At 43.6% G+C, this 19,099-nt stretch carries 18 protein-coding genes; 13 read left to right on the top strand and 5 right to left on the bottom strand.

Annotation, left to right across the window (positions count from 1 at the left end):
• The first annotated feature begins 85 nt into the window (after positions 1-85).
• Together JGK22_RS17420 and JGK22_RS17415 are read left to right on the top strand one after the other, a co-directional pair.
• A complete protein-coding gene (locus JGK22_RS17420; RefSeq protein WP_293313289.1) occupies positions 86-529 on the top strand; it encodes a leucine-rich repeat domain-containing protein in 444 nt (147 codons plus the stop codon).
• A 314-nt stretch (positions 530-843) separates the two neighbouring features.
• On the top strand, positions 844-1,422 hold the full coding sequence (locus JGK22_RS17415) for a Uma2 family endonuclease (RefSeq protein ID WP_293206339.1): 579 nt from the start codon (positions 844-846) through the stop codon (positions 1,420-1,422).
• 91 nt (positions 1,423-1,513) lie between these two features.
• Here the strand turns inward: JGK22_RS17415 and JGK22_RS17410 are convergent, their stop codons facing one another.
• The 3 genes from JGK22_RS17410 to JGK22_RS17400 are packed head-to-tail and all read right to left on the bottom strand — an operon-like array spanning position 1,514 to position 4,253.
• Positions 1,514-2,371 (bottom strand): metal ABC transporter permease, encoded by an 858-nt coding sequence (locus tag JGK22_RS17410; RefSeq protein ID WP_293185363.1) that lies wholly within the window; start codon positions 2,369-2,371, stop codon positions 1,514-1,516.
• A complete protein-coding gene (locus JGK22_RS17405) occupies positions 2,371-3,147 on the bottom strand; it encodes a metal ABC transporter ATP-binding protein (RefSeq protein WP_293185361.1) in 777 nt (258 codons plus the stop codon). Before JGK22_RS17405 ends, JGK22_RS17410 begins: the two co-directional genes overlap by 1 nt.
• Before the next feature lie 41 nt (positions 3,148-3,188).
• Positions 3,189-4,253, bottom strand: a complete 1,065-nt coding sequence (locus tag JGK22_RS17400) for a metal ABC transporter substrate-binding protein (RefSeq protein WP_293185359.1) — start codon at positions 4,251-4,253, stop codon at positions 3,189-3,191.
• Positions 4,254-4,683: 430 nt separating this feature from the next.
• Between JGK22_RS17400 and JGK22_RS17395 the strand changes: the two genes are divergently transcribed.
• The 4 genes from JGK22_RS17395 to JGK22_RS17380 all read left to right on the top strand — a co-directional run bounded on the left by JGK22_RS17395 (position 4,684) and on the right by JGK22_RS17380 (position 7,874).
• Positions 4,684-5,055 (top strand): hypothetical protein, encoded by a 372-nt coding sequence (locus JGK22_RS17395; protein WP_293313287.1) that lies wholly within the window; start codon positions 4,684-4,686, stop codon positions 5,053-5,055.
• Entirely contained in the window at positions 5,052-5,606 is a 555-nt protein-coding gene (locus JGK22_RS17390; RefSeq protein WP_293185355.1) for a hypothetical protein, read from the top strand. The genes JGK22_RS17395 and JGK22_RS17390 overlap by 4 nt, the downstream gene beginning before the upstream one ends.
• A gap of 38 nt (positions 5,607-5,644) precedes the next feature.
• Positions 5,645-6,793, top strand: a complete 1,149-nt coding sequence (locus JGK22_RS17385) for a methyltransferase domain-containing protein (RefSeq protein WP_293229461.1) — start codon at positions 5,645-5,647, stop codon at positions 6,791-6,793.
• A 232-nt stretch (positions 6,794-7,025) separates the two neighbouring features.
• Positions 7,026-7,874, top strand: coding sequence for an ABC transporter ATP-binding protein (locus JGK22_RS17380; RefSeq protein ID WP_293190295.1), 849 nt, complete (start codon positions 7,026-7,028; stop codon positions 7,872-7,874).
• A gap of 221 nt (positions 7,875-8,095) precedes the next feature.
• Here JGK22_RS17380 and larC read toward each other — a convergent pair whose 3' ends face one another.
• Positions 8,096-9,580, bottom strand: coding sequence for a nickel pincer cofactor biosynthesis protein LarC (gene larC / locus JGK22_RS17375; protein WP_293313285.1), 1,485 nt, complete (start codon positions 9,578-9,580; stop codon positions 8,096-8,098).
• Positions 9,581-9,655: 75 nt separating this feature from the next.
• On the opposite strand from larC, the gene JGK22_RS17370 reads away from it, so the two are divergent.
• Positions 9,656-10,321: an L-threonylcarbamoyladenylate synthase gene (locus JGK22_RS17370; protein WP_293182459.1), complete on the top strand. Its 666-nt coding sequence runs from the start codon at positions 9,656-9,658 to the stop codon at positions 10,319-10,321.
• Between the two features lie 288 nt (positions 10,322-10,609).
• On the opposite strand, the gene JGK22_RS17365 is transcribed toward JGK22_RS17370, so the two are convergent.
• A complete protein-coding gene (locus tag JGK22_RS17365) occupies positions 10,610-10,894 on the bottom strand; it encodes a DUF427 domain-containing protein (protein ID WP_293182457.1) in 285 nt (94 codons plus the stop codon).
• A gap of 97 nt (positions 10,895-10,991) precedes the next feature.
• Here JGK22_RS17365 and recQ point away from each other — a divergent pair, with 97 nt between their 5' ends.
• The 6 genes from recQ (at position 10,992) to JGK22_RS17335 (ending at position 19,024) form a co-directional block, all read left to right on the top strand.
• Entirely contained in the window at positions 10,992-13,187 is a 2,196-nt protein-coding gene (gene recQ / locus JGK22_RS17360) for a DNA helicase RecQ (protein ID WP_293313283.1), read from the top strand.
• A gap of 60 nt (positions 13,188-13,247) precedes the next feature.
• A complete protein-coding gene (locus JGK22_RS17355) occupies positions 13,248-14,372 on the top strand; it encodes an AAA family ATPase (protein WP_293313281.1) in 1,125 nt (374 codons plus the stop codon).
• Complete coding sequence (locus JGK22_RS17350; RefSeq protein ID WP_293190292.1) at positions 14,372-15,085, top strand: hypothetical protein; 714 nt, start codon at positions 14,372-14,374, stop codon at positions 15,083-15,085. The genes JGK22_RS17355 and JGK22_RS17350 overlap by 1 nt, the downstream gene beginning before the upstream one ends.
• A gap of 349 nt (positions 15,086-15,434) precedes the next feature.
• A complete protein-coding gene (locus JGK22_RS17345) occupies positions 15,435-15,674 on the top strand; it encodes a DUF2470 domain-containing protein (RefSeq protein ID WP_366026001.1) in 240 nt (79 codons plus the stop codon).
• A 261-nt stretch (positions 15,675-15,935) separates the two neighbouring features.
• Positions 15,936-17,576: an AAA family ATPase gene (locus JGK22_RS17340; RefSeq protein ID WP_293269945.1), complete on the top strand. Its 1,641-nt coding sequence runs from the start codon at positions 15,936-15,938 to the stop codon at positions 17,574-17,576.
• A gap of 344 nt (positions 17,577-17,920) precedes the next feature.
• The gene (locus tag JGK22_RS17335) at positions 17,921-19,024 is read left to right on the top strand and encodes a site-2 protease family protein (protein ID WP_293182447.1); all 1,104 of its coding nucleotides are present in this window, start codon (positions 17,921-17,923) and stop codon (positions 19,022-19,024) included.
• Positions 19,025-19,099: the final 75 nt, after the last annotated feature.

The following is a 19,099-nucleotide window of genomic DNA, read 5'->3' as shown; positions in this document are numbered from 1 at the left end:
TTAGCATCCCACTTACAGAAGTCACAACCACTTATGTCAGATTTTTTGGTTCCTACTCTTCTAGGATAACTGGGGTTATATTTAATTGCAAGCCCCTAAACTAACTGATCTAGGCCTTAGCAGAAATGAAATCAGCGACATCAAATCTTTGGAATCTTTGACTGAACTTACTGTGCTCTCCCTCGATAACAATCAAATCAGTGACATTAAACCATTACAGTCATTGACTAAGCTGAATTTTCTCACTCTCGACAACAATCAAATCAGTGACATCAAACCGTTACAATTCTTGATTGAACTGGATTATCTCAGTCTTCGCTACAATCAAATCAGGAACATCCAACCCTTACAGTCATTGACTAAGCTGAATTTTATCGCTCTCGACAACAATCAAATCAGCGATATTAAACCCTTACAATCCTTGACTAAGCTGACTAATATCTCCCTCGGCGGAAATCCGATCGCCCCCAAAACTTGCCCTCTCAAACCAGAGTCTATCTGCAATTGGGAATTAGTACCTAAATCATAAAACTTTACTGTTCTGAAAATTAGAGGCACAAAATTATGACGTTTATAGTTGGACACAAACACATGAATTTGTCAAAGGCGATCGCAATTACTTGTAGTGTCCTCATCGCCCTAGCATTATTATGAATTTGGTTTATCGTTCCCAGGCTCTGCCTGGGAATACCTATCTGGAGGCTAGGCCTCGAAACAATATGGTAATATCGACATTGCCGAATTATTTAAGCAGTCTAGGGTCAAATATCTATGGACTTTTACATTGAATTAGAATAATTTTTATGATAAACTGGAATCAGTCGATTAAGGAGAGAGTTGTGTATGATCGCGCAAGTTGAAACCAAAACCTACACGGCTGAAGAATATCTAGAAGCTGAAGTCAATTCTGTGGATCGGCATGAATTTATCAATGGGGAGATTATTCTGATGGCTGGCGGTTCACCGGATCACAATGAAATTGCCCTTAATTTAGGTGGGGCGCTGAAACTGGCGTTAAAAGGGAAACCATATCGGACTTTTAGTTCGGATCAACGGCTTTGGGTTCCCCAGCTTAATAATTACACTTACCCGGATTTGATAGTGGCGGCGAAACCGATCGAACTTCAATCTGGACGCACTGATACAATCACTAATCCTCTGTTGATTGCTGAGGTGCTATCTAAAGGTACTAGGGCTTACGATCGAGATGACAAGTTTGCGGCTTATCGCAGTATCCCGAGTTTTCAGGAATATTTATTAATCGACCAATATCGAGTACAGGTGCAACAGTATTCTAAAACTGATGCGAATAAGTGGATTTTTTCGGAATATAGCTGTGCGGGCGATCGGCTGATGTTAACGTCTGTGCAGGTGGAAATTTCGGTAGCAGATTTGTATGAAAATATTGAGTTTAGTGAATAGTTACCTCTCGATCGCTCGGCGGTTAAAACCGCTGCTACACAAACAATGTCCGCCTCCGCGGACTAAGAAATAAAGATAATTGATTTCTGATCTATTCACCGATCGCCCCTGAGTCCCTAGATCTCACCAACAAACCATATTTCGGGGCAAAAACCATCGCCAACACAAACAGCAGCGTTTGCAGCACCACAATACATCCGCCTGTCGAACCATCAATGTGATAGCTGATATAAGTTCCCATTACGCTAGAAAATACTCCCGAAGTCATCGCAATTAGCGTCATATGGTCAAAATTATCACTCAATAAATACGCCGTAGCCCCCGGAGTTACCAACATTGCTACTACTAAAATAATCCCGACTGTCTGAAGTCCCGCAACTGCTGTCAGCGATAGCAAAGACAGCAACACGTAATAAAGGAAAGTGATATTTAAACCGATCGATCGCGCGTGGGTCGAGTCAAAACAAAACAGGATTAAATCTTTGCGTAAAATTGCCAGCGTCACTAAGGTAATGACACTAATAATCACAGTTTGAACAATATCTGAATCGGAAATACCTAAGACATTGCCAAATAAGATATGCGTTAAGTCGATCGAACTTCTGACTTTAGAAATTAACACCAAACCAAAGGCAAAAAATCCAGTAAACACTAAACCAATCACTGTATCTTCTTTAACGCGAGTTTTTGCTTTGATAAAGCCGATCGCAATTACGGAGCCCACGCCAAACAAAAACGCCCCCACCGCCAAAGGAATATTCAGCACATAAGCAATCACAACCCCCGGCATCACCGCATGGGAAACCGCATCGCCCATCAAAGCCCATCCCTTCAAAGTCATATAGCACGAAAGCGCCGAACAAACAATCCCTACTAAGGCGCTGACTAAAATCGCCTTCACCATAAATTCATGCTGCAACGGTGCGGTAAACCACTGAATTAAGTCCATTATTGCTTCTCCCGATTCACTTGAGTTAACCGACTTTTTGCAGACGAAAAATCACCAACCGAACCGCCAAAGGTGCGGGAAAGATTTTCTTCTGTAAACACTTCTGAGGTGTTGCCGTAGGCGAGAATACTGCGATTAATTAATACTACTTGGTCGCAAAATGTAGTAATCGATTCTAAATCGTGAGTTGAAACCAGAATTGTATGGCCTGTTTGACGCAATTCCATCAGCAAATCAATCATCATTTTCTCGGTTTTGATATCAACTCCGGCGAAGGGTTCATCTAGCAGTAAAACCTTTGCTTGTTGCGCCAAAGCCCGCGCAAAAAAGGTGCGTTTCTTTTGTCCCCCGGATAACTCTCCGATTTGGCGATCGCGCATGGGCCACATTTCCACCCTTTCCAAGCTTTCTCGCACCGCTTGTTTGTCGATCGAACGAGGAATCCGCAACAGATTCATGTAGCCGTAGCGCCCCATCATCACCACATCATAAACGTTCACCGGGAAATTCCAATCTACCTCTTCCGACTGAGGCACATAGGCAACCAGATTGCTTTTTTGCACTTGACGGATCGGCAAGCCATTAATTAAAATTCGTCCGGTGTTTGGCTTCACAAACCCCATAATTGCCTTAAACAGGGTTGATTTTCCCGCACCATTCATCCCCACCAAACCGCAAATTGTCCCCGCTTTAAGTTGCAGAGAGGCTCTGTGCAAGGCTACTTTACCATGATAAGCAACCGTGACATTTTCAATGTCAATACTGATTCTATCCATACCAATTTCTCCAAATTACCAAATTACCAATGCCCAATGCCCTATCCCCCATTACCCTGTAGTCCTTTTATCAAAGTATTGACGTTGTATTCAAGCATCTTAAGGTAGGTTGATGCAGGGCCTTCCGATGGAGAGAGGGAATCGACATAAAACACCCCGGCAAATTTTGCCCCGGTTTCCTTTGCTACTTGAAGCTGTGCTTCGTTGCTGACGGTACTCTCGCAAAATACGGCGGGGATTTTGTTTGCTTTGACTGTATTAATCACCCGTTCAACTTGTTTCGGTGTAGATTGCTGTTCGGCATTTACAGGCCAAATATAAACTTCTTTCAAGCCGTAGTCGCGCGCAATGTAAGAAAAGGCGCCTTCACAACTTACTATGTAGCGTTTTTCTGGCGGAATCGCTGAAATAGCTTGTTTGAGCTTTTCATCGATCGCTTCAATTTGCTGACTGTATTTTGTCGAATTCGCTTCATAGGTTGCAGCATTGGCTGGATCGGCATTTGATAAAGCTCTGCGAATATTTCTAACGTAAATTAAGGCATTTTTAGGTGACATCCAAGCATGAGGATTCGGTTTACCTTTGTAGGAATCTTCGGCAATATTAATGGGATTGATTCCTTCGCTGACAGTAATGCGAGGAACTTTTGGCAAACTGTTATAAAATCGAGTTGCCCAACGTTCTAAATTCAATCCGTTATCCAAAATTAGACTAGCACCTTGCCCTCGTTTTAAGTCGCTAGGAGTGACTTCATAGCCGTGAATTTCCGCCCCAGGCTTTGTGATGGATTGAACAGTTAGCTTGTCACCAGCGACGTTCTGCGCCATGTCTGCCAGCACCGTAAAGGTGGTGAGAATGACTTTTTTGTCTTTTCGGAACCAATCGGTGGCAGTAGGGCTAGAATCTCGATTTTGATTGGTTTGAGGCTCTACCGTCGTCTGAGTGTTGCACGCGGTGACGCACACTCCCAGCAACAGCCCCAATCCAATCATCTGATATTGTTTCCAAACGGGAGAGGAGAGGAGAGATAGGGGGAAAGGGCGAGATGGAGTCATAATTTGACGCTTTTTGAGCATATATTCCAAAATGCTAGCTAAATTTGCCACAGATTACGGCAGACAGCCCGATCGACTATCGCTAATTTTCATAATCTTTTCATTATTTAAATTTATCACAGAATCGGGGAAAATGAAAGAAGCATGAACAGTGAGGGTAAATAGGCGATCGGATCAGCAAAATAGACTCTTCAGTGAGAAGCCTGTTTTGGGGAGACACGATGCCTACCCACAAGTTTTGAATATGATAAACTTAAATAGATCGCTGATTGAAAAGTGTATAATTGCTGAGGTATTATAGTTGGTTGCGGAAAAAGATTACCAAAGAATGATTCAATCATTGCAATGGGATGGGTTGCGAACTCTATGAAACAATATCGAAAATCGCAGCACTCCAGGATGGGACGCGGGCAAAGCCTTTGAGTACCTGATTATCCGAGCATTTCAACTTGATGGTGCAGAGGTAAAATGGCCTTACAGCGTGACACTTTTTGATGAGGTAGTCGAACAAATTGATGGCGCTGTCCATTGGTTGGGACTTTCTTGTTTAGTTGAAAGCAAAGATTTTGCAGACAAAACAGTTGATATTACTCCTATTGCTAAACTTCGCAATCAACTTTTACGTCGTCCCGCAGGTACAGTTGGATTAATTTTTAGTCGTACTGGGTTCACCAATGCGGCTGTTAGCCTTTCATACTTTTCGCTGCCACAGGCGATTCTGATGTGGAATGGAGCAGAACTAAAATATGCCTTAGAACAGGAAAAAATTTGCGAACTATTAACTTTAAAATACCGTGCCTGTGTAGAAGAAGGATTGCCTAATTACAACGTTATCGAGGGAGATATTCAATGATTACTTACATTCTTTGTGAAGGGGCTTTTGATGCACAACTACTTAAAACTGTGCTACCAGAAAATTTACTCACTGATGTGGGAGTTGTTGTTGGTGGTAAAGTATATAATATTAAGTCACTAGCTATGTCTTTAATTGTGCGGCGGCGAGTACCAGTTCTGATCGTATTTGATGCAGATTCAGTAGTACCGGAGTTAGTTGAATTACGTCGCAACGATATTGAAGAAATACTTGAATTTGTAGCGGGTAAGACACCATTTAAAGTAGTTTCTGCTGTTCCTGAAATAGAAATTATCTTTTTTCAAGATGTCTCTTTGCTTTCGCGGTTGATAGGATACATTCCTCCTCAAGATGTACTTGACTTGGCAGTTTGTCAACCTAGAAAAGCTTTAGAAGAATTGATTGCCCGATCAGAAAATATTCACGATCGCTCACAAATAATCGATCATTTGACTAATGAAGATATTGAGATTTTGCGATCGTCTTCAGTTATGCAGGAGATTGTTCACTTTCTTGATTCTGTACGTGAAACAGTAGCAGCTACTTTATAATACTCTAATTAATAACTTTGTTAATTTGAGTATAGATATTGTATGATTGGCGATTCACTTCCTGGTTGCAGGCTAATGCTTATTTGCAACAGCTAAAACTAGAGGAAAATACTGTTTCAAGTCTGCTCGAAATCATTGCCACCTACGAACTCAACTATGTAATTGTGTTTTTGTCGATCACGAATGACAAGAAAATTTGGGATTTTGTGGCAAAAGTTGGCAATTTATGCGGTTCGCGTGCTATTAACATATATGCAAGCACTGGGAAGAATTTTAACCCTCCCGGAAATCCTAAAGTTTATTCAATTCTCCCTATGCCGAAATCACCATCAATCGAAATTTCCAAAGTAACTCGCTACCAAAATGCAGCGCTGAATTACTATTTGGGCTTGACAGAATCTCCCTATCTTCACTATGGCTATTGGGAAACCTTACCTGTGCCCGCTGATGAACTAACACTCGCGCGGCTACGCATCGCCCAGCAAGCTTATACGGATAAGTTGTTAGATTTTATCCCGAAAGACATTAAGACTGTCCTAGATGTAGGATGCGGGATTGGGGGAAATGCGGCTTATTTGCTCGATCGCGCTTTTGGAGTCGAAGGACTAGCGCCCGATCCGTTCCAACAACAGCGCTTTCTGAAGTGTACAGGCGATCGCGCCATCTTCCACCTCACCAAATTTGAAGACTTCCAAGCCACCCATTCCTACGATTTAGTCCTCTTTAGCGAAAGCAGTCAATATATGTCTGCTGTCGATATAGCTAAAGGTGCGGCGGCGGTGCTCAATCTTGGAGGATACGTACTGCTTGCGGATATGTTGCGCTCTAATCGTGATTATACAGAAGGAATGTTTTCTAACTGTCATGTTGTGGAAGAACTGGAATCTGCATTGATGCAAGCGGGGTTTAATTTAGTAAAAGCTGAGGATATTTCTGCTCATATTGTACCAACAATTGATTTGTATGTCGATACTTTCCGCAGGTATGGACTGAACACAATGATTTATGTTGCAGATTTAATTTCGATCGCGGTTCCGCCGATTCATAAAATTCTGCGTTGGATATTTCGCCGCTGGTTTAAGAAATTGGTGGTTGAAGGATTGGAGGCGAGTCAACTTTTTGAGCAGCATCTCTGTTATGAGATTCAACTTTGGCAGTTGAGAGAAAAAGATGAACGCAGCAAATAGAAGATTGGGCGGTTGAAACCGCGTCTATACAAATTGCTGTAATTGTCATTGCGAGCTCCTAGCGAATCAATCGCATAATCTCGGGGATTGCTTCGCTAAGAGCTCGCAATGACATATTGCAGTTGATAGTATTTAAATTTAATTTTTGTGCGGGCTAGAAGCCCACCCCACAAATCCCAATTACCAATTACCAATTACCAATTACCAATTACCAATTACCAATTACCAATATATGTCTCAATCAATTCTAGAATTCGATCGCACTTTTTACTCATATCCGTGCACTTCGCGAGTAGCAATTCACGATTTAAGCCTCAAAATCCCCGCCGGGAAGCGCTGCGGGCTCATCGGTCAAAACGGCTGCGGCAAAACCACCTTGTTTCTGCTAGCAAATGGCTTGTACCAACCGCAACAGGGAATCATTCGCTGGGAAGGCGAACCGTTTCGTTACGATCGCAAATCTCTCATGAAACTGCGCCAACAAATCGGACTCGTCTTTCAAAATCCCGAACATCAGTTAGTTGCTTCCACAGTCGAAGAGGATATCTCCTACGGATTGTACAATCTAGGATTGCCAGAATCCGAAATTGCTCAACAGGTAAAAAAGGCGATCGAGCAATTCAACTTAAGCGAACTCGCCCGCGAACCAATCCACAACCTTAGTTTAGGACAAAAAAAGCGCGTTTCCATCGCCGATATCATGGTACTCAAACCCAAACTGCTGCTGCTAGACGAACCTACCGCCTATCTCGATCCGCGCCACACCAAACAACTGATCGGTTTGCTGCAACAAATTCACGCAGCCGGAACCACCATACTTTTAGCAAGTCACGACCTCGATTTCATCTATCGCTGGGCCGATTGGGTGTTTGTGATGGATTGCGGAAAACTGATTCTAGAAGGCACACCCGAAGCCGTTTTTGCCCAGCGGGATGTCTTGGAACAATTGCAACTTGGCGTACCGCTGGCGATCGAGCTAATCGACCAAATAAAGGATCTCATTGACAAAAATCCTAACTCAAAACTGCCCGCTTTCGAGGAATTGCAACAACAAATTTTACAAACCCGCAGACTGCTGTAAAAACCTGTAAAAAACCTTTATGTAAGGTGTCCATTGTGTACCTACTCAAATCAACTGCCAAGGGTGCATCTGGTTTTTGAAGCCTGAAGAAGCATGACCGTATATAAGTTATTAGTTATAATCCCATATTGACTGCGGTCATGCTTCGCCCCTACGGATATATTTGCCTTGCACAGGTCGCTGCACCCACTGTCAACTGTCAACTGTCAACTGTCAACTGTTTAACGATCGTACCAAAGTTGCAGCGCCAACCGATGAACTTCGCGCCAACTAACATTTTTAAGTCTGGCAATTTCCGCACAATCTTCGTATTCCGGCTGTACGTTAACAATCGTTTCTCCCGACTTAGCAACTTTTATTTGCACTTCGCCGTATTCTGTTTGAACTTTCTGGATTTCTCTATCCAAAATAGTTCTCTGTTGAGTCGATCGCCTAATTCCCAGAGTAGTAGTCTCTCGAAACATCACAGCTTCGCAAGCATCCTGAAATTCGGGATGACAAATCACACTTAACAAAACCCCCAGCCGCGACTTTTTCATCACAATTGGTGTAGTAAAAACATCCAGAGCTCCGGCGAGAAACAAAGCATCAAAAACATAGCCGATCGCCTGCGGGTTTAAATCATCAATTTGCGTTTCCAAAACACAGACTGTTTCTTGGGAATGGGGCATTGGGGATGGGGCATTGGGCATTGGAAATTGGTTAAATACTTCCTTCTTCCCTCTTCCTTCTTCCTTCTTCCCTCTTCCTTCTTCCTTCTTCCCTCTTCCTTCTTCCTTCTTCCCTCTTCCTTCTTCCTTCTTCCCTCTTCCTTCTTCCTTCTCCCTTCTTCCTTCTTCCTTCCTACCAATCCAGAGGCGCAAAATATTAGGAATTGCCAGATTTCGCGAACCTGCACCCAAACCAATTAGCTGAACTTGCATCGGTGGCGGCGGGCCAAAAGCAGAGGCGAGAGTACAGGCGATCGCAGTTCCTGTAGGAGTGCACAATTCGCGATCGATTCCATTACTATAAACCGGTACTCGGTGCGTTTCCCACAACCGCATCACAGCAGGCGTAGGTACAGCTAACCTACCGTGGGCCGCCTTCACCGTACCCCCACCAGTCGGCATCGGCGAAAAGTAAAACTCATCAATATCCAACCAATCCAAACCCAAACAAGTACCGACAATATCAACAAGTGCATCCGTAGCCCCCACCTCGTGGAAGTGAACCTCACTGGGGGGAATACCGTGTACGGCAGCCTCTGCATCTGCTAACTTGCCAAATACGGCCAAACTCCAAGCTTCCACCCGCGGAGGCAATTTTGCAGCGACGATAATTTGCTCAATTTCTGGTAAGTGGCGGTGATGAGTGTGGCTAATTTCCGCATCTGCTTCGCCGTGAGTGTGAGAATGTTCTTCCCCGTGATGGTGGTGGCGCGCATCGAAAGTCGGCGATTCAGTTTCCGAGGGATCGAGGGCGGAGTCAGCAGCCAGATTGTTTGATTTTAAAGGCAAATCCGCAGCTAAATCGACATAAAATTTAGTTGCTTGTTGAGTATTCCGGTGAACTAATTCGGCCCGCAATTGGTACTCAGTCGAAATGCCTAGTAAATGGAGTTTTTCGATTAGGTACTCTAAGGGAACGCCCGCGTGTACAAGAGCTCCGAGGCACATATCGCCAGCAATGCCGGTTGGGCAGTCAAAATAAGCTATTTTATTCATTATTAACAATTAATTTTCAACATTGATTGTTTTAGCACATTTGTCGATCGCCCACTTAGCCTGGAATATATTAACATGGCAATTATTTACGGACTCCATCCAGTTGCACCCCAGAAAGACCGAATCGAGAAGATTACAAAAGCTCTCAAAGATGGGGCCGTGATGCTTTATCCCACAGATACAGTTTACGCGATCGGCTGCGATCTCAACTCCAAATCTGCCGTAGAACGAGTCAGGCGGATCAAGCAACTATCCAATGATAAGCCTTTAACATTTATGTGTTCCTCATTGTCAAATATCACCGAGTATGCTGCCGTCACCGATGAAGCATACAGAATCATCAAGCGGTTAATCCCCGGGCCCTACACATTTCTGCTACCAGCTACCAAATTAGTGCCCAAATTGGTAATGAACCCAAAACGCAAAACCACGGGAATTCGCGTTCCCAACCACCCGCTTTGTTTTACACTTCTAGAATCTTTGGGAAATCCGATTATTTCCACATCTGCTCACATTACCACTGATGATGAAGGTGCTGCACCAGTACCTGCTGCAAAAGCAGAAAGCTTTGGCAAAGCTGAACTATTTGACTGTTTTTTAAAGTTAGTAGATATCATTGTCGATGATGATTCCGATCCAGGATATCAAGTTTCTACCATTCTCGATTTAACTGAAAACAAACCAATTGTCGTTCGTCGCGGTTTGGGATGGGAAGCGGCCGCCGCTTGGGAACAAGATTAAAAATTAAGAGGAATTAGACTTGAATTGCAAAACTCGCAAATTATCTTGAATTAATCTCCGTCCATTCTTCAACCCACGGAGGTGGGTTTGGTTTGTATAGACGCGGTTTCAACCGCCCGGTATTATATCATTCTTCAACCCACGGAGGTGGGTTTGGTTTGTATAGACGCGGTTTCAACCGCCCGGTATTATATCAAATTTAATTCAAATAACCCGTAGGGACACAACAACGTTGTGTCCTCTATCTTGACTTGTCTAAATCGTGGCTAAGAAACCTGCGAAAAAGACCTAAGCCTCCACCTTAACTCCTTTCCAAAAAGCAACATATCCTGCAATATTTTTAGCAGCATCTTTCGGAGTAGGATAGTACCAAGCAGCATCCTTATTAACCTGTCCGCCGACTTCAACACTATAGTAACTGGCAACACCTTTCCAACCGCAAGTAGTGTGAGTGCTGCTATCCTTGAAATACTCGCGGTTGATGGCATCCGCCGGGAAATAATAGTTATTATCTACCATTTCGCACTTATCGCTCTCGGCCAAAACGGCACCATTCCAAATTGCTTTCGGCATCGGTTTATCTGCTTAAATTGAGATTCTCAAATATTGTAACTGTATTTGTGCTCAAAAGACCTAGAATAAGGTTGAAGTCAACAACCAATTACTGCAAATGTCAGGGTCGAATCCGCCAACATCTCTCGCGCCCTCATCCCTCGAACAATCCCTCAAACATTTCTTTGGCTATGACTCTTTCCGCCCGGGCCAGCGGGAAATTGTCGAAGCTGCTTTACAACAACGCGATATGATGATTGTCATGCCGACTGGCGGTGGCAAATCTTTGTGTTTTCAATTACCGGCTTTGTTGAAACCGGGATTGACGGTGGTGGTTTCGCCGCTGATTGCCCTGATGCAAGACCAGGTGGAAGCTTTGCAGGATAATGGGATTGGGGCGACTTTTCTCAACAGCACTTTGAGCGCGATGGAAACCCGATCGCGCGAAACAGCAATTCTCGAAGGTAAAATTAAACTACTGTACGTTGCGCCCGAACGCTTGCTGGGCGAGAGATTTTTACCGTTTTTAGATATAGTAGCTTCTAAGTTAGGAATTTCGGCATTTGCGATCGACGAAGCCCACTGCGTTTCGGAATGGGGACACGACTTTCGACCAGAATACAGGCAAATGGAGCGAGTGCGCGATCGCTACCCAGACATCCCCATTATGGGACTAACAGCCACCGCCACCGAGCGCGTCCGCCAAGACATCATCCAGCAGCTAAACCTGCGAAATCCCTACATCCACGTCGCCAGCTTCAACCGCCCCAACCTATACTACGAAGTCCGCCAAAAAACCAAGCACAGTTTTGCCGAAGTCTTGCAAATCATCCAAAAAAAAGGCGGTTCAGGAATCATCTACTGCCTCAGTCGCAAAAAAGTTGACGAAGTTGCCTACAAATTGCAGCAAAGTGGCATCCAAGCCCTACCATACCATGCCGGAATGAGCGATGTAGATCGATCGACCAACCAAACCCGATTCATCCGCGACGACGTACAAGTAATGGTAGCAACAGTCGCCTTCGGGATGGGAATCAACAAACCCGACGTGCGATTTGTAATTCACCACGACTTACCCAAAAACCTAGAAGGATACTATCAAGAATCAGGCCGCGCAGGCAGAGACAACGAACCATCCCACTGCACCTTATTTTTCGGATTCGGCGATGTCAAAACCATCGAATACATCATCGAACAAAAACCCGACGAACAAGAACAAAGAATAGCCCGCCAACAACTACGGCGAGTAATCAACTACGCAGAATCCAGCGATTGCCGCCGCACAGTCCAATTAAGTTATTTCGGCGATTCATTTCCCGGCGATTGCGGCAACTGCGACAACTGTTGCAACAAAAAACCAGTAGAAGACTGGACGCTTGAAGCCATGAAATTTCTTTCCTGCATCGCCAGATGTCAAGAAAAATTCGGGATGAATCACATTATAGACGTACTGCGGGGTTCCAAAAGTCAAAAAATATTGCAATACCAGCACAACCAACTTTCCACCTACGGCATTGGCAAAGATAGAACTGCCGACGAGTGGAAAAAGTTAAGTCGTTCGCTGATCAACCAAGGTTTTTTAGACGAAAAAACAGACGGCTTTCCCATTTTAAAACTCAACGAAAAAAGTTGGGAAATCATGAAACGCCAGCGCACAGTTGAAATCGCCATCGAAGCGCCACGAGAAGTACAGGGAAGAACTCGCTCTTTAGCCGTAGAAGTCGAAGGCTTATTTTCCATATTACGAAGTCTCCGCAAACAAATTGCCGACGAACAATTCGTACCGCCTTACGTAGTTTTTGCTGATAGAAGCTTGCGAGACATGGCAGAAAAACGCCCGCAAAATCTCACCGAATTTGAAGAAGTTTACGGCGTCGGTAGCAACAAGCGAGATAAGTACGGCAAAATTTTCTTAGAGGCTATTCACACTTTTTGCAAAGAACAAGGATTGCCAATAGGTACAGCATCTTCTGCTGCCGCCAATCTTCCCACTCTTGCTAACGTTCCATCTTATTCGCAGATGCAAACCTGGGAATTGTACCGACAAAATTTGACTGTTCAAGCAATAGCGAATGCACGGGGCATGAGTCCGACTACTATTGCGGGACATCTGGTAGAATTGATGGATATGGGTCGGGAAGTTGATATAAATTTGTTAGTAGAATCGGAAAGCCAACAGGCAATTGTACAAGCAATTGAAGTTGTTGGAGATGAGAGATTGAGAGTAATTTATGAGTATTTGCAAGAACGTTATACGTTTGAGGAAATTAAGTTTGTCCGCGCTTGGTGGCGGCAAAATTATGTCAGCTTTTAACCGCTGATATCGGCGGATCAACGCTGATGGACGCAGATGATTAATGGATAGGAGCGGAAAATGAGAATTAAGAAAGTAGCTTTTTGGGATAATTTACGAGAGTGGCATTTTGAACCGCTCTATTTTTCCAATTTGGCTTTATTAGTTGGTGTCTCTGGTGTGGGTAAAACACAAATTTTGAAAGGAATTTTGAATTTACAACGAATAGCTAATGGTGCTTCGTTAAACGGCTTAGCATGGGACGTTACATTCTCGACAGTAAACAATGTAGAATATCGCTGGAAAGGCGAATTTGAAACACAAAAAATCCCTGCCATCATTCCTAATGAGGAAGACGAAATTAATAAATTTAGAATCGTTCGAGAACATCTATCGAGAGAGGGAAGTGTAATCATAGAAAGAAGCGATAATGAAATTAAATTCAAAGGCGAGACAACGCCAAAATTATCGCCGTTTCAAAGTGCAGTTGAAATTTTAAATCAAGAAGAAGATATTTCACCTGTCCAGCAGTCTTTTAATGAAATCATTTATAGCGACAATTCTAGCTTGTTAAATGGAATTTATGGTATACCTGTAAGGGTACTGTCGATAATCTCAGATAATGATTTTGCTTTAGAAAATGTTCAGGAAAGTGATCTGCCAATTCTTCTTAAATTGGCTTTAATGGCTCGGCATTGTCCCGATATTTTCGATAAAATAAAAACTAAATTTATCGATGCTTTCGAGCAGGTAGAAGATATTAAAGTAGAAGCATTAGAAGATAACGCCAATCCATCTTTTACCCGTTTTCCTATTCAAATCAAAGAAAAAGGTGTCAATGACTGGATTTTCCAAAACAATATTTCTTCAGGAATGCTGAAGACTCTCATTCACATTGCCGAACTGTACTTGTCGCCCGAAGGTACGGTAATCTTGATTGATGAATTTGAAAACAGCTTGGGGATTAACTGTATCGATGTTGTGACAGATTTGATTGTGGAAAATAGAAATATTCAATTCATTCTTACCAGTCACCATCCGTATATAATCAATAATATTGGGATGGAACACTGGAAAATAGTTACTCGCAAAGGTGGAGTTGTGACTGCGATAGATGCTAAAGATTTGAATTTGGGGAAATCGAGGCATCAAGCTTTCATGCAACTGATTAATCTAGAAGAATACAGCGAGGGAATTAAAGTTTAATGAATCTGTATTTTTTAGTCGAAGGGATGCAATCGGAGAGAAAAGTTTATCCAGCTTGGTTAAGTCATCTGTTGCCTGAATTAACACGAGTTCAGAGTTACGATGAGGTGAATGAAAAAAATTATTACCTGATTAGTGGTGAAGGATATCCATCATTATATGATTTTATTCCTCCTTCGATTGAGGAAATTAACTTAAGTGGAAAATACAACTATTTTGTAGTGTGCTTTGATGCGGAAGAAAATACTGTTGCGGAAAGGTACGCAGAAATTTATGATTTTTTAAATCAGGAAAAGCTAGTATTAAAAAATACAGAACTTGTGCTAATTGTTCAAAATCGCTGCTTGGAAAGTTGGCTGCTGGGCAATCGCAATATTTATTCAAGACATCCTCAACATTTAAGAGATCATCAAAGCCAACTTTTATTAGATTTATTAGATTATAATAAGTATTACGATGTTTCCATTGAGTGTCCTGAAAAGATGGGAAGATATCACAAATTTCATACTCACGCTCAGTTTCACGGAGCTTATTTGAGAGCATTATTGGCAGCTAAACATACCACATATTCTAAAACAAGACCCGGAGATGCACTCAAGCCCTTTTATTTGGAACAGCTATTGAAAAGAATTGAAGAGAAGCCAGAACAATTGACTACTTTTCGTCATTTTGTCGATTTTTGTAATAGAGTTAAATCTAAATTGCAGCATTAAATCGCAATAATTACAGAAATTACGCAGAACATCTAGTCGATCGCACCGATCGCTCTCTTAACTATCAAACAATATATCTTCAGGATATTGACAGAATTTATAAAATGTGTTGTTAACTCTCGAATTTTTGTGAAACTAGCTATTTACCCGATCGCCCTTAAATCGCATACAGTCATATAATCCCGCGGATTGAGAGATAACGTGCATACAGTTCGTGGATAACAAACAAATTTACGCATCGATTTGACTCGCTAAAATCATTTGAATTTAATCTTAGCAAATTGCGAAGTATCTTGTCAACTCCGATTCACAGTACAATCGATCGCAATATTGCATATGAGGAATCCCTATGTCAGAAAAGTTTTCCACCGAAATTAGCGATCGCATCTGCACTCACATGAACGACGATCACGCTAGCGCCGTAGTTTTGTACGCTCAAGCCTACGGTGGCAAACCAGAGGCAACATCAGCTCAAATGCTTGCGATTGATGCCAACGGGATGGATTTAACGGCTCAAGTCAATGACGAAATAGTGCCAGTCAGAGTAAAGTTCGTAGGCGTAAGCCGGGGCGTAGCCATCGCACTTTAGTAGACGCCGAAGATGCTCACCACACTCTCATTGACATGGTGAAACAAGCCCGAAAAGTTGCTAAGTAGCCAAATTATCCCTATTCTGTTATAATTTCAAAGTTCGTTCGTAGTACGGACTTTAGTCCGTTTAAATCCTTGATATGGACTAAAGTCATTACTACAAACCTTGAGTCTGGTGAAATGATTAATAAGGACTAAAGTCCTTACTCCAAACAAAATATTTAATCAAGTTAAATTTACATCTAAGATATCAAATAAAATGACAGAAAAATACCCCAATTCTAAAGAATTAGATGCCCGAAATGGCAGTAAAAATAACCCTTTCGATGCCCTAATCAAGCGACTGGATTTGATGATTCGCGCCCGGTACTCCCTGCTGTACATTGTCGGCGCCGAAGAAGAACCAGTCGAAGCTGTAATTGCCCAAGTAGCGCTGCAAGTAACACCCGCGCGCCGAGTATTGTTCTGGGATATCGTGCGCGGCTGGGAAGATAACGGTTCTGGAAAAGGTTCAGTAATGGCAGCGCTCGATCGCATCGGCAAGACCGCTGTCGAAGAATATACTCTATTTGTACTCCGAGATTTGCACCCAATCTTGAAATATCCCTACAGCAGTACAAGTGCTCCTGTAATCCGGGAATTACGTAATTTAACCAGGGAATTGAAGCGCAGCAAAAAAACGATCGTCCTCACTTCTCACGCGCTAGAATTGCCGGAGGAATTGAAAGAAGAAGTAACAGTAATTGATTTCCCTTTGCCCAACATCCAAGAAATCAATCATTTAATTTCCCACGTTGTGGAAAAGCCGGAACAGTTGCAAGTTAGCGGCTTAGTAAAGGAACAATTAGTTAAAGCTTGTCAAGGTTTGAGCCGCGCTCGCATCGGGCGGGTTTTAGCTAAAGCTTTGGCCGCCAAACAGCAAATTAACGAGTCAGATATTGACGGAGTTTTGGAAGAGAAACAGCAAGCAATTCGCCAAACCGGAATTTTGGAGTTTTGCAACTCCCGAGAATCCTTAAAAAATGTCGGCGGATTGGAGAATTTGAAACAGTGGGTAAAGATGCGGCAAGATGCTTTTACTGATGAAGCGCGCCGCTACGGTATACCCAATCCTAAGGGCGTTTTGTTGGTAGGAATTCAAGGAACGGGCAAATCTTTATCGGCGAAAACTATTGCTTGTGAATGGCGTTTGCCGCTGCTACGCTTGGATACTGGCAGATTGTTCGGCGGCATTGTCGGGGAAAGCGAAAGCCGGGTTCGGCAAATGATACAATTGGCAGAGGCGATCGCACCTTGCGTCTTATGGATCGATGAAATAGATAAAGCCTTCGGCAACATCATCAGCGGCGGCGACGGCGATTCGGGAACTTCGCGCCGGGTATTCGGCAGTTTGATCACTTGGATGCAGGAAAAAACTAGCCCAGTGTTTATCGTCGCAACTGCAAATAACGTGCGGATTTTGCCCGCTGAGTTGCTGAGAAAGGGCAGGTTTGATGAGATTTTCTTTTTGAATTTACCCTCGGAATCAGAAAGGCAAGATATTTTTAAGGTGCATTTACAGCGTTTGCGCCCCACTAGATTCCGCGACTTTGATTTGGCAATTTTGGCAAAGTCTTCTGAGAATTTTAGCGGTGCGGAAATTGAGCAAGTGGTGATTGATGGATTGTACCGGGCTTTTGGCACTTTTGTGAACGGGCAGCGCCGGGATTTGATGACGGAGGATGTTTTGAGGTCGATCGAGGATACAGTACCATTAGCTGCGATCGCGCGATCGCAAATTGAAGATTTGAAGCAGTGGGCGGCCGAAGCAGGTGCGAGAACAGCTTCTAACGATACTCGATTGATTGATGAATTGAAGCGTTACAGCCGGCCGCTGGGTGAAGATGCGATCGATAATTAACTGAATTTCGGTTCGTAGTAAGGACTTTAGTCCTTAATTCAGAGGACTGAAGTCCGAACGATCAAACCGGGTGCATCTGGTTTTTGAAGCCTGAAGAAGCATGACCGCATATAAATTATTAGTTATAATCCCATATTTTCTGCCGTCATGCTTCGCCCCTACGGATATATTCGCTTGCATGGAGATGCACCCTACGAACCTTACTCGACGGTGATTATTCCGCAAACCGAACCTCCCCAGACGGATAACACCCTAATTCAACCATTAACATCTCAGTTACATTTCGTTACGATAAGGAAACAGAGAGCAAAAAACTCTCACCCATAATATCAGAGGTAGCCATTATGAACGGTACATTTCGCGTCGGCAACCTGTTTGGAATTCCCTTTTTTGTCAACGCTTCTTGGTTTTTAGTCCTGGGTTTAGTAACTTGGCAATACGGCGGCGCACTAGCAGCCCTGTTTCCCACATTAGGCCCCGTAGCGCCGTGGCTGCTAGGATTACTCGCAGCCCTGCTGTTATTTGCTTCCGTCTTAGCCCACGAATTAGGACACAGTTGGGTAGCTATCAAACAGGGAATTGGCGTGAAATCGATTTCGCTATTTCTGTTTGGCGGACTGGCTAATTTAGAAAGAGAATCGAAAACCCCAGCCGAAGCATTTTGGGTCGCCATTGCAGGCCCGTTAGTCAGCTTATTTTTGGCTGGTTTGTTAACAGTTATCGGCGTCGGTGCAGCCCTCACAGGCCCAGCCGCAGCCATCGTTCAACTTTTAGCTTCCATCAACCTAGCTTTAGCCTTATTTAACTTAATTCCCGGCTTGCCCCTCGATGGCGGCAACATCCTCAAAGCGATCGTCTGGAAGATTACCGGCAACCCTTACAAAGGCGTAATTTTTGCCAGCCGCGTCGGTCAAATCATTGGCTGGATTGCCATTGCTACAGGCATCTTCGGCAATATTTGGAATCTAGTAATCGGTTGGTTCTTGCTGCAAAATGCCGGTCAGTCTGCACAGTATGCCACAGTCCAAAATGAACTCGCAGGACTCACAGCCGCAGATGCTTTGACTGCCGAAAGCCCGATCGTCCCAGAAAACTTATCCCTCAGAGAATTTGCCAACAACTACGTCATCGGTAGCACTCACACCTGGCGCCGGTTCCTAGTTACCGATGATGCCGGACAATTGGTAGGTGCGATCGACCTTGACGACATGAAAACCATCCCCACCGGAAGCTGGCCCCAAGTTCAAGTTAAAGAGCTCGTGAAGCCGATCGAATTTTCCACCACCGTCAAACCCGAATTGTCCCTCCTCGAAGTCGTCACCCTCCTCGAACAACTCAAAGTCCAAGAACTCCCCGTCACAGGCGAAAACGGCGTCCTAGTCGGGCTTGTAGAAAAAGCTGAGATTGCCCGCCTCCTGCAAAGACGAGCTCAAGCAAACCCTGCTTGACACCCTCAGATACTTGACAAATAACAGTTAACCCCCTCGATTTGCCTTACCAAAAGGGCGATCGGGGGGCTTAAC

This window comes from Microcoleus sp. PH2017_08_TRC_O_A (assembly GCF_020738665.1).
GTDB lineage: Bacteria > Cyanobacteriota > Cyanobacteriia > Cyanobacteriales > Microcoleaceae > Microcoleus.
This window is presented reverse-complemented; position numbering and strand designations above follow the sequence as displayed.

Bases quoted from the DNA above. Each gene is read 5' to 3' on its own strand.
- JGK22_RS17365 (WP_293182457.1), bottom strand. From the start codon at position 10,894: ATGCCGAAAGCAATTTGGAATGGTGCCGTTTTGGCCGAGAGCGATAAG.
- JGK22_RS17355 (WP_293313281.1), top strand. From the start codon at position 13,248: ATGAGAATTAAGAAAGTAGCTTTTTGGGATAATTTACGAGAGTGGCAT.
- JGK22_RS17335 (WP_293182447.1), top strand. From the start codon at position 17,921: ATGAACGGTACATTTCGCGTCGGCAACCTGTTTGGAATTCCCTTTTTT.
- JGK22_RS17350 (WP_293190292.1), top strand. From the start codon at position 14,372: ATGAATCTGTATTTTTTAGTCGAAGGGATGCAATCGGAGAGAAAAGTT.
- JGK22_RS17340 (WP_293269945.1), top strand. From the start codon at position 15,936: ATGACAGAAAAATACCCCAATTCTAAAGAATTAGATGCCCGAAATGGC.
- JGK22_RS17380 (WP_293190295.1), top strand. From the start codon at position 7,026: ATGTCTCAATCAATTCTAGAATTCGATCGCACTTTTTACTCATATCCG.
- JGK22_RS17390 (WP_293185355.1), top strand. From the start codon at position 5,052: ATGATTACTTACATTCTTTGTGAAGGGGCTTTTGATGCACAACTACTT.
- recQ (WP_293313283.1), top strand. From the start codon at position 10,992: ATGTCAGGGTCGAATCCGCCAACATCTCTCGCGCCCTCATCCCTCGAA.
- JGK22_RS17405 (WP_293185361.1), bottom strand. From the start codon at position 3,147: ATGGATAGAATCAGTATTGACATTGAAAATGTCACGGTTGCTTATCAT.
- JGK22_RS17370 (WP_293182459.1), top strand. From the start codon at position 9,656: ATGGCAATTATTTACGGACTCCATCCAGTTGCACCCCAGAAAGACCGA.
- JGK22_RS17410 (WP_293185363.1), bottom strand. From the start codon at position 2,371: ATGGACTTAATTCAGTGGTTTACCGCACCGTTGCAGCATGAATTTATG.
- JGK22_RS17415 (WP_293206339.1), top strand. From the start codon at position 844: ATGATCGCGCAAGTTGAAACCAAAACCTACACGGCTGAAGAATATCTA.
- JGK22_RS17345 (WP_366026001.1), top strand. From the start codon at position 15,435: ATGTCAGAAAAGTTTTCCACCGAAATTAGCGATCGCATCTGCACTCAC.
- larC (WP_293313285.1), bottom strand. From the start codon at position 9,580: ATGAATAAAATAGCTTATTTTGACTGCCCAACCGGCATTGCTGGCGAT.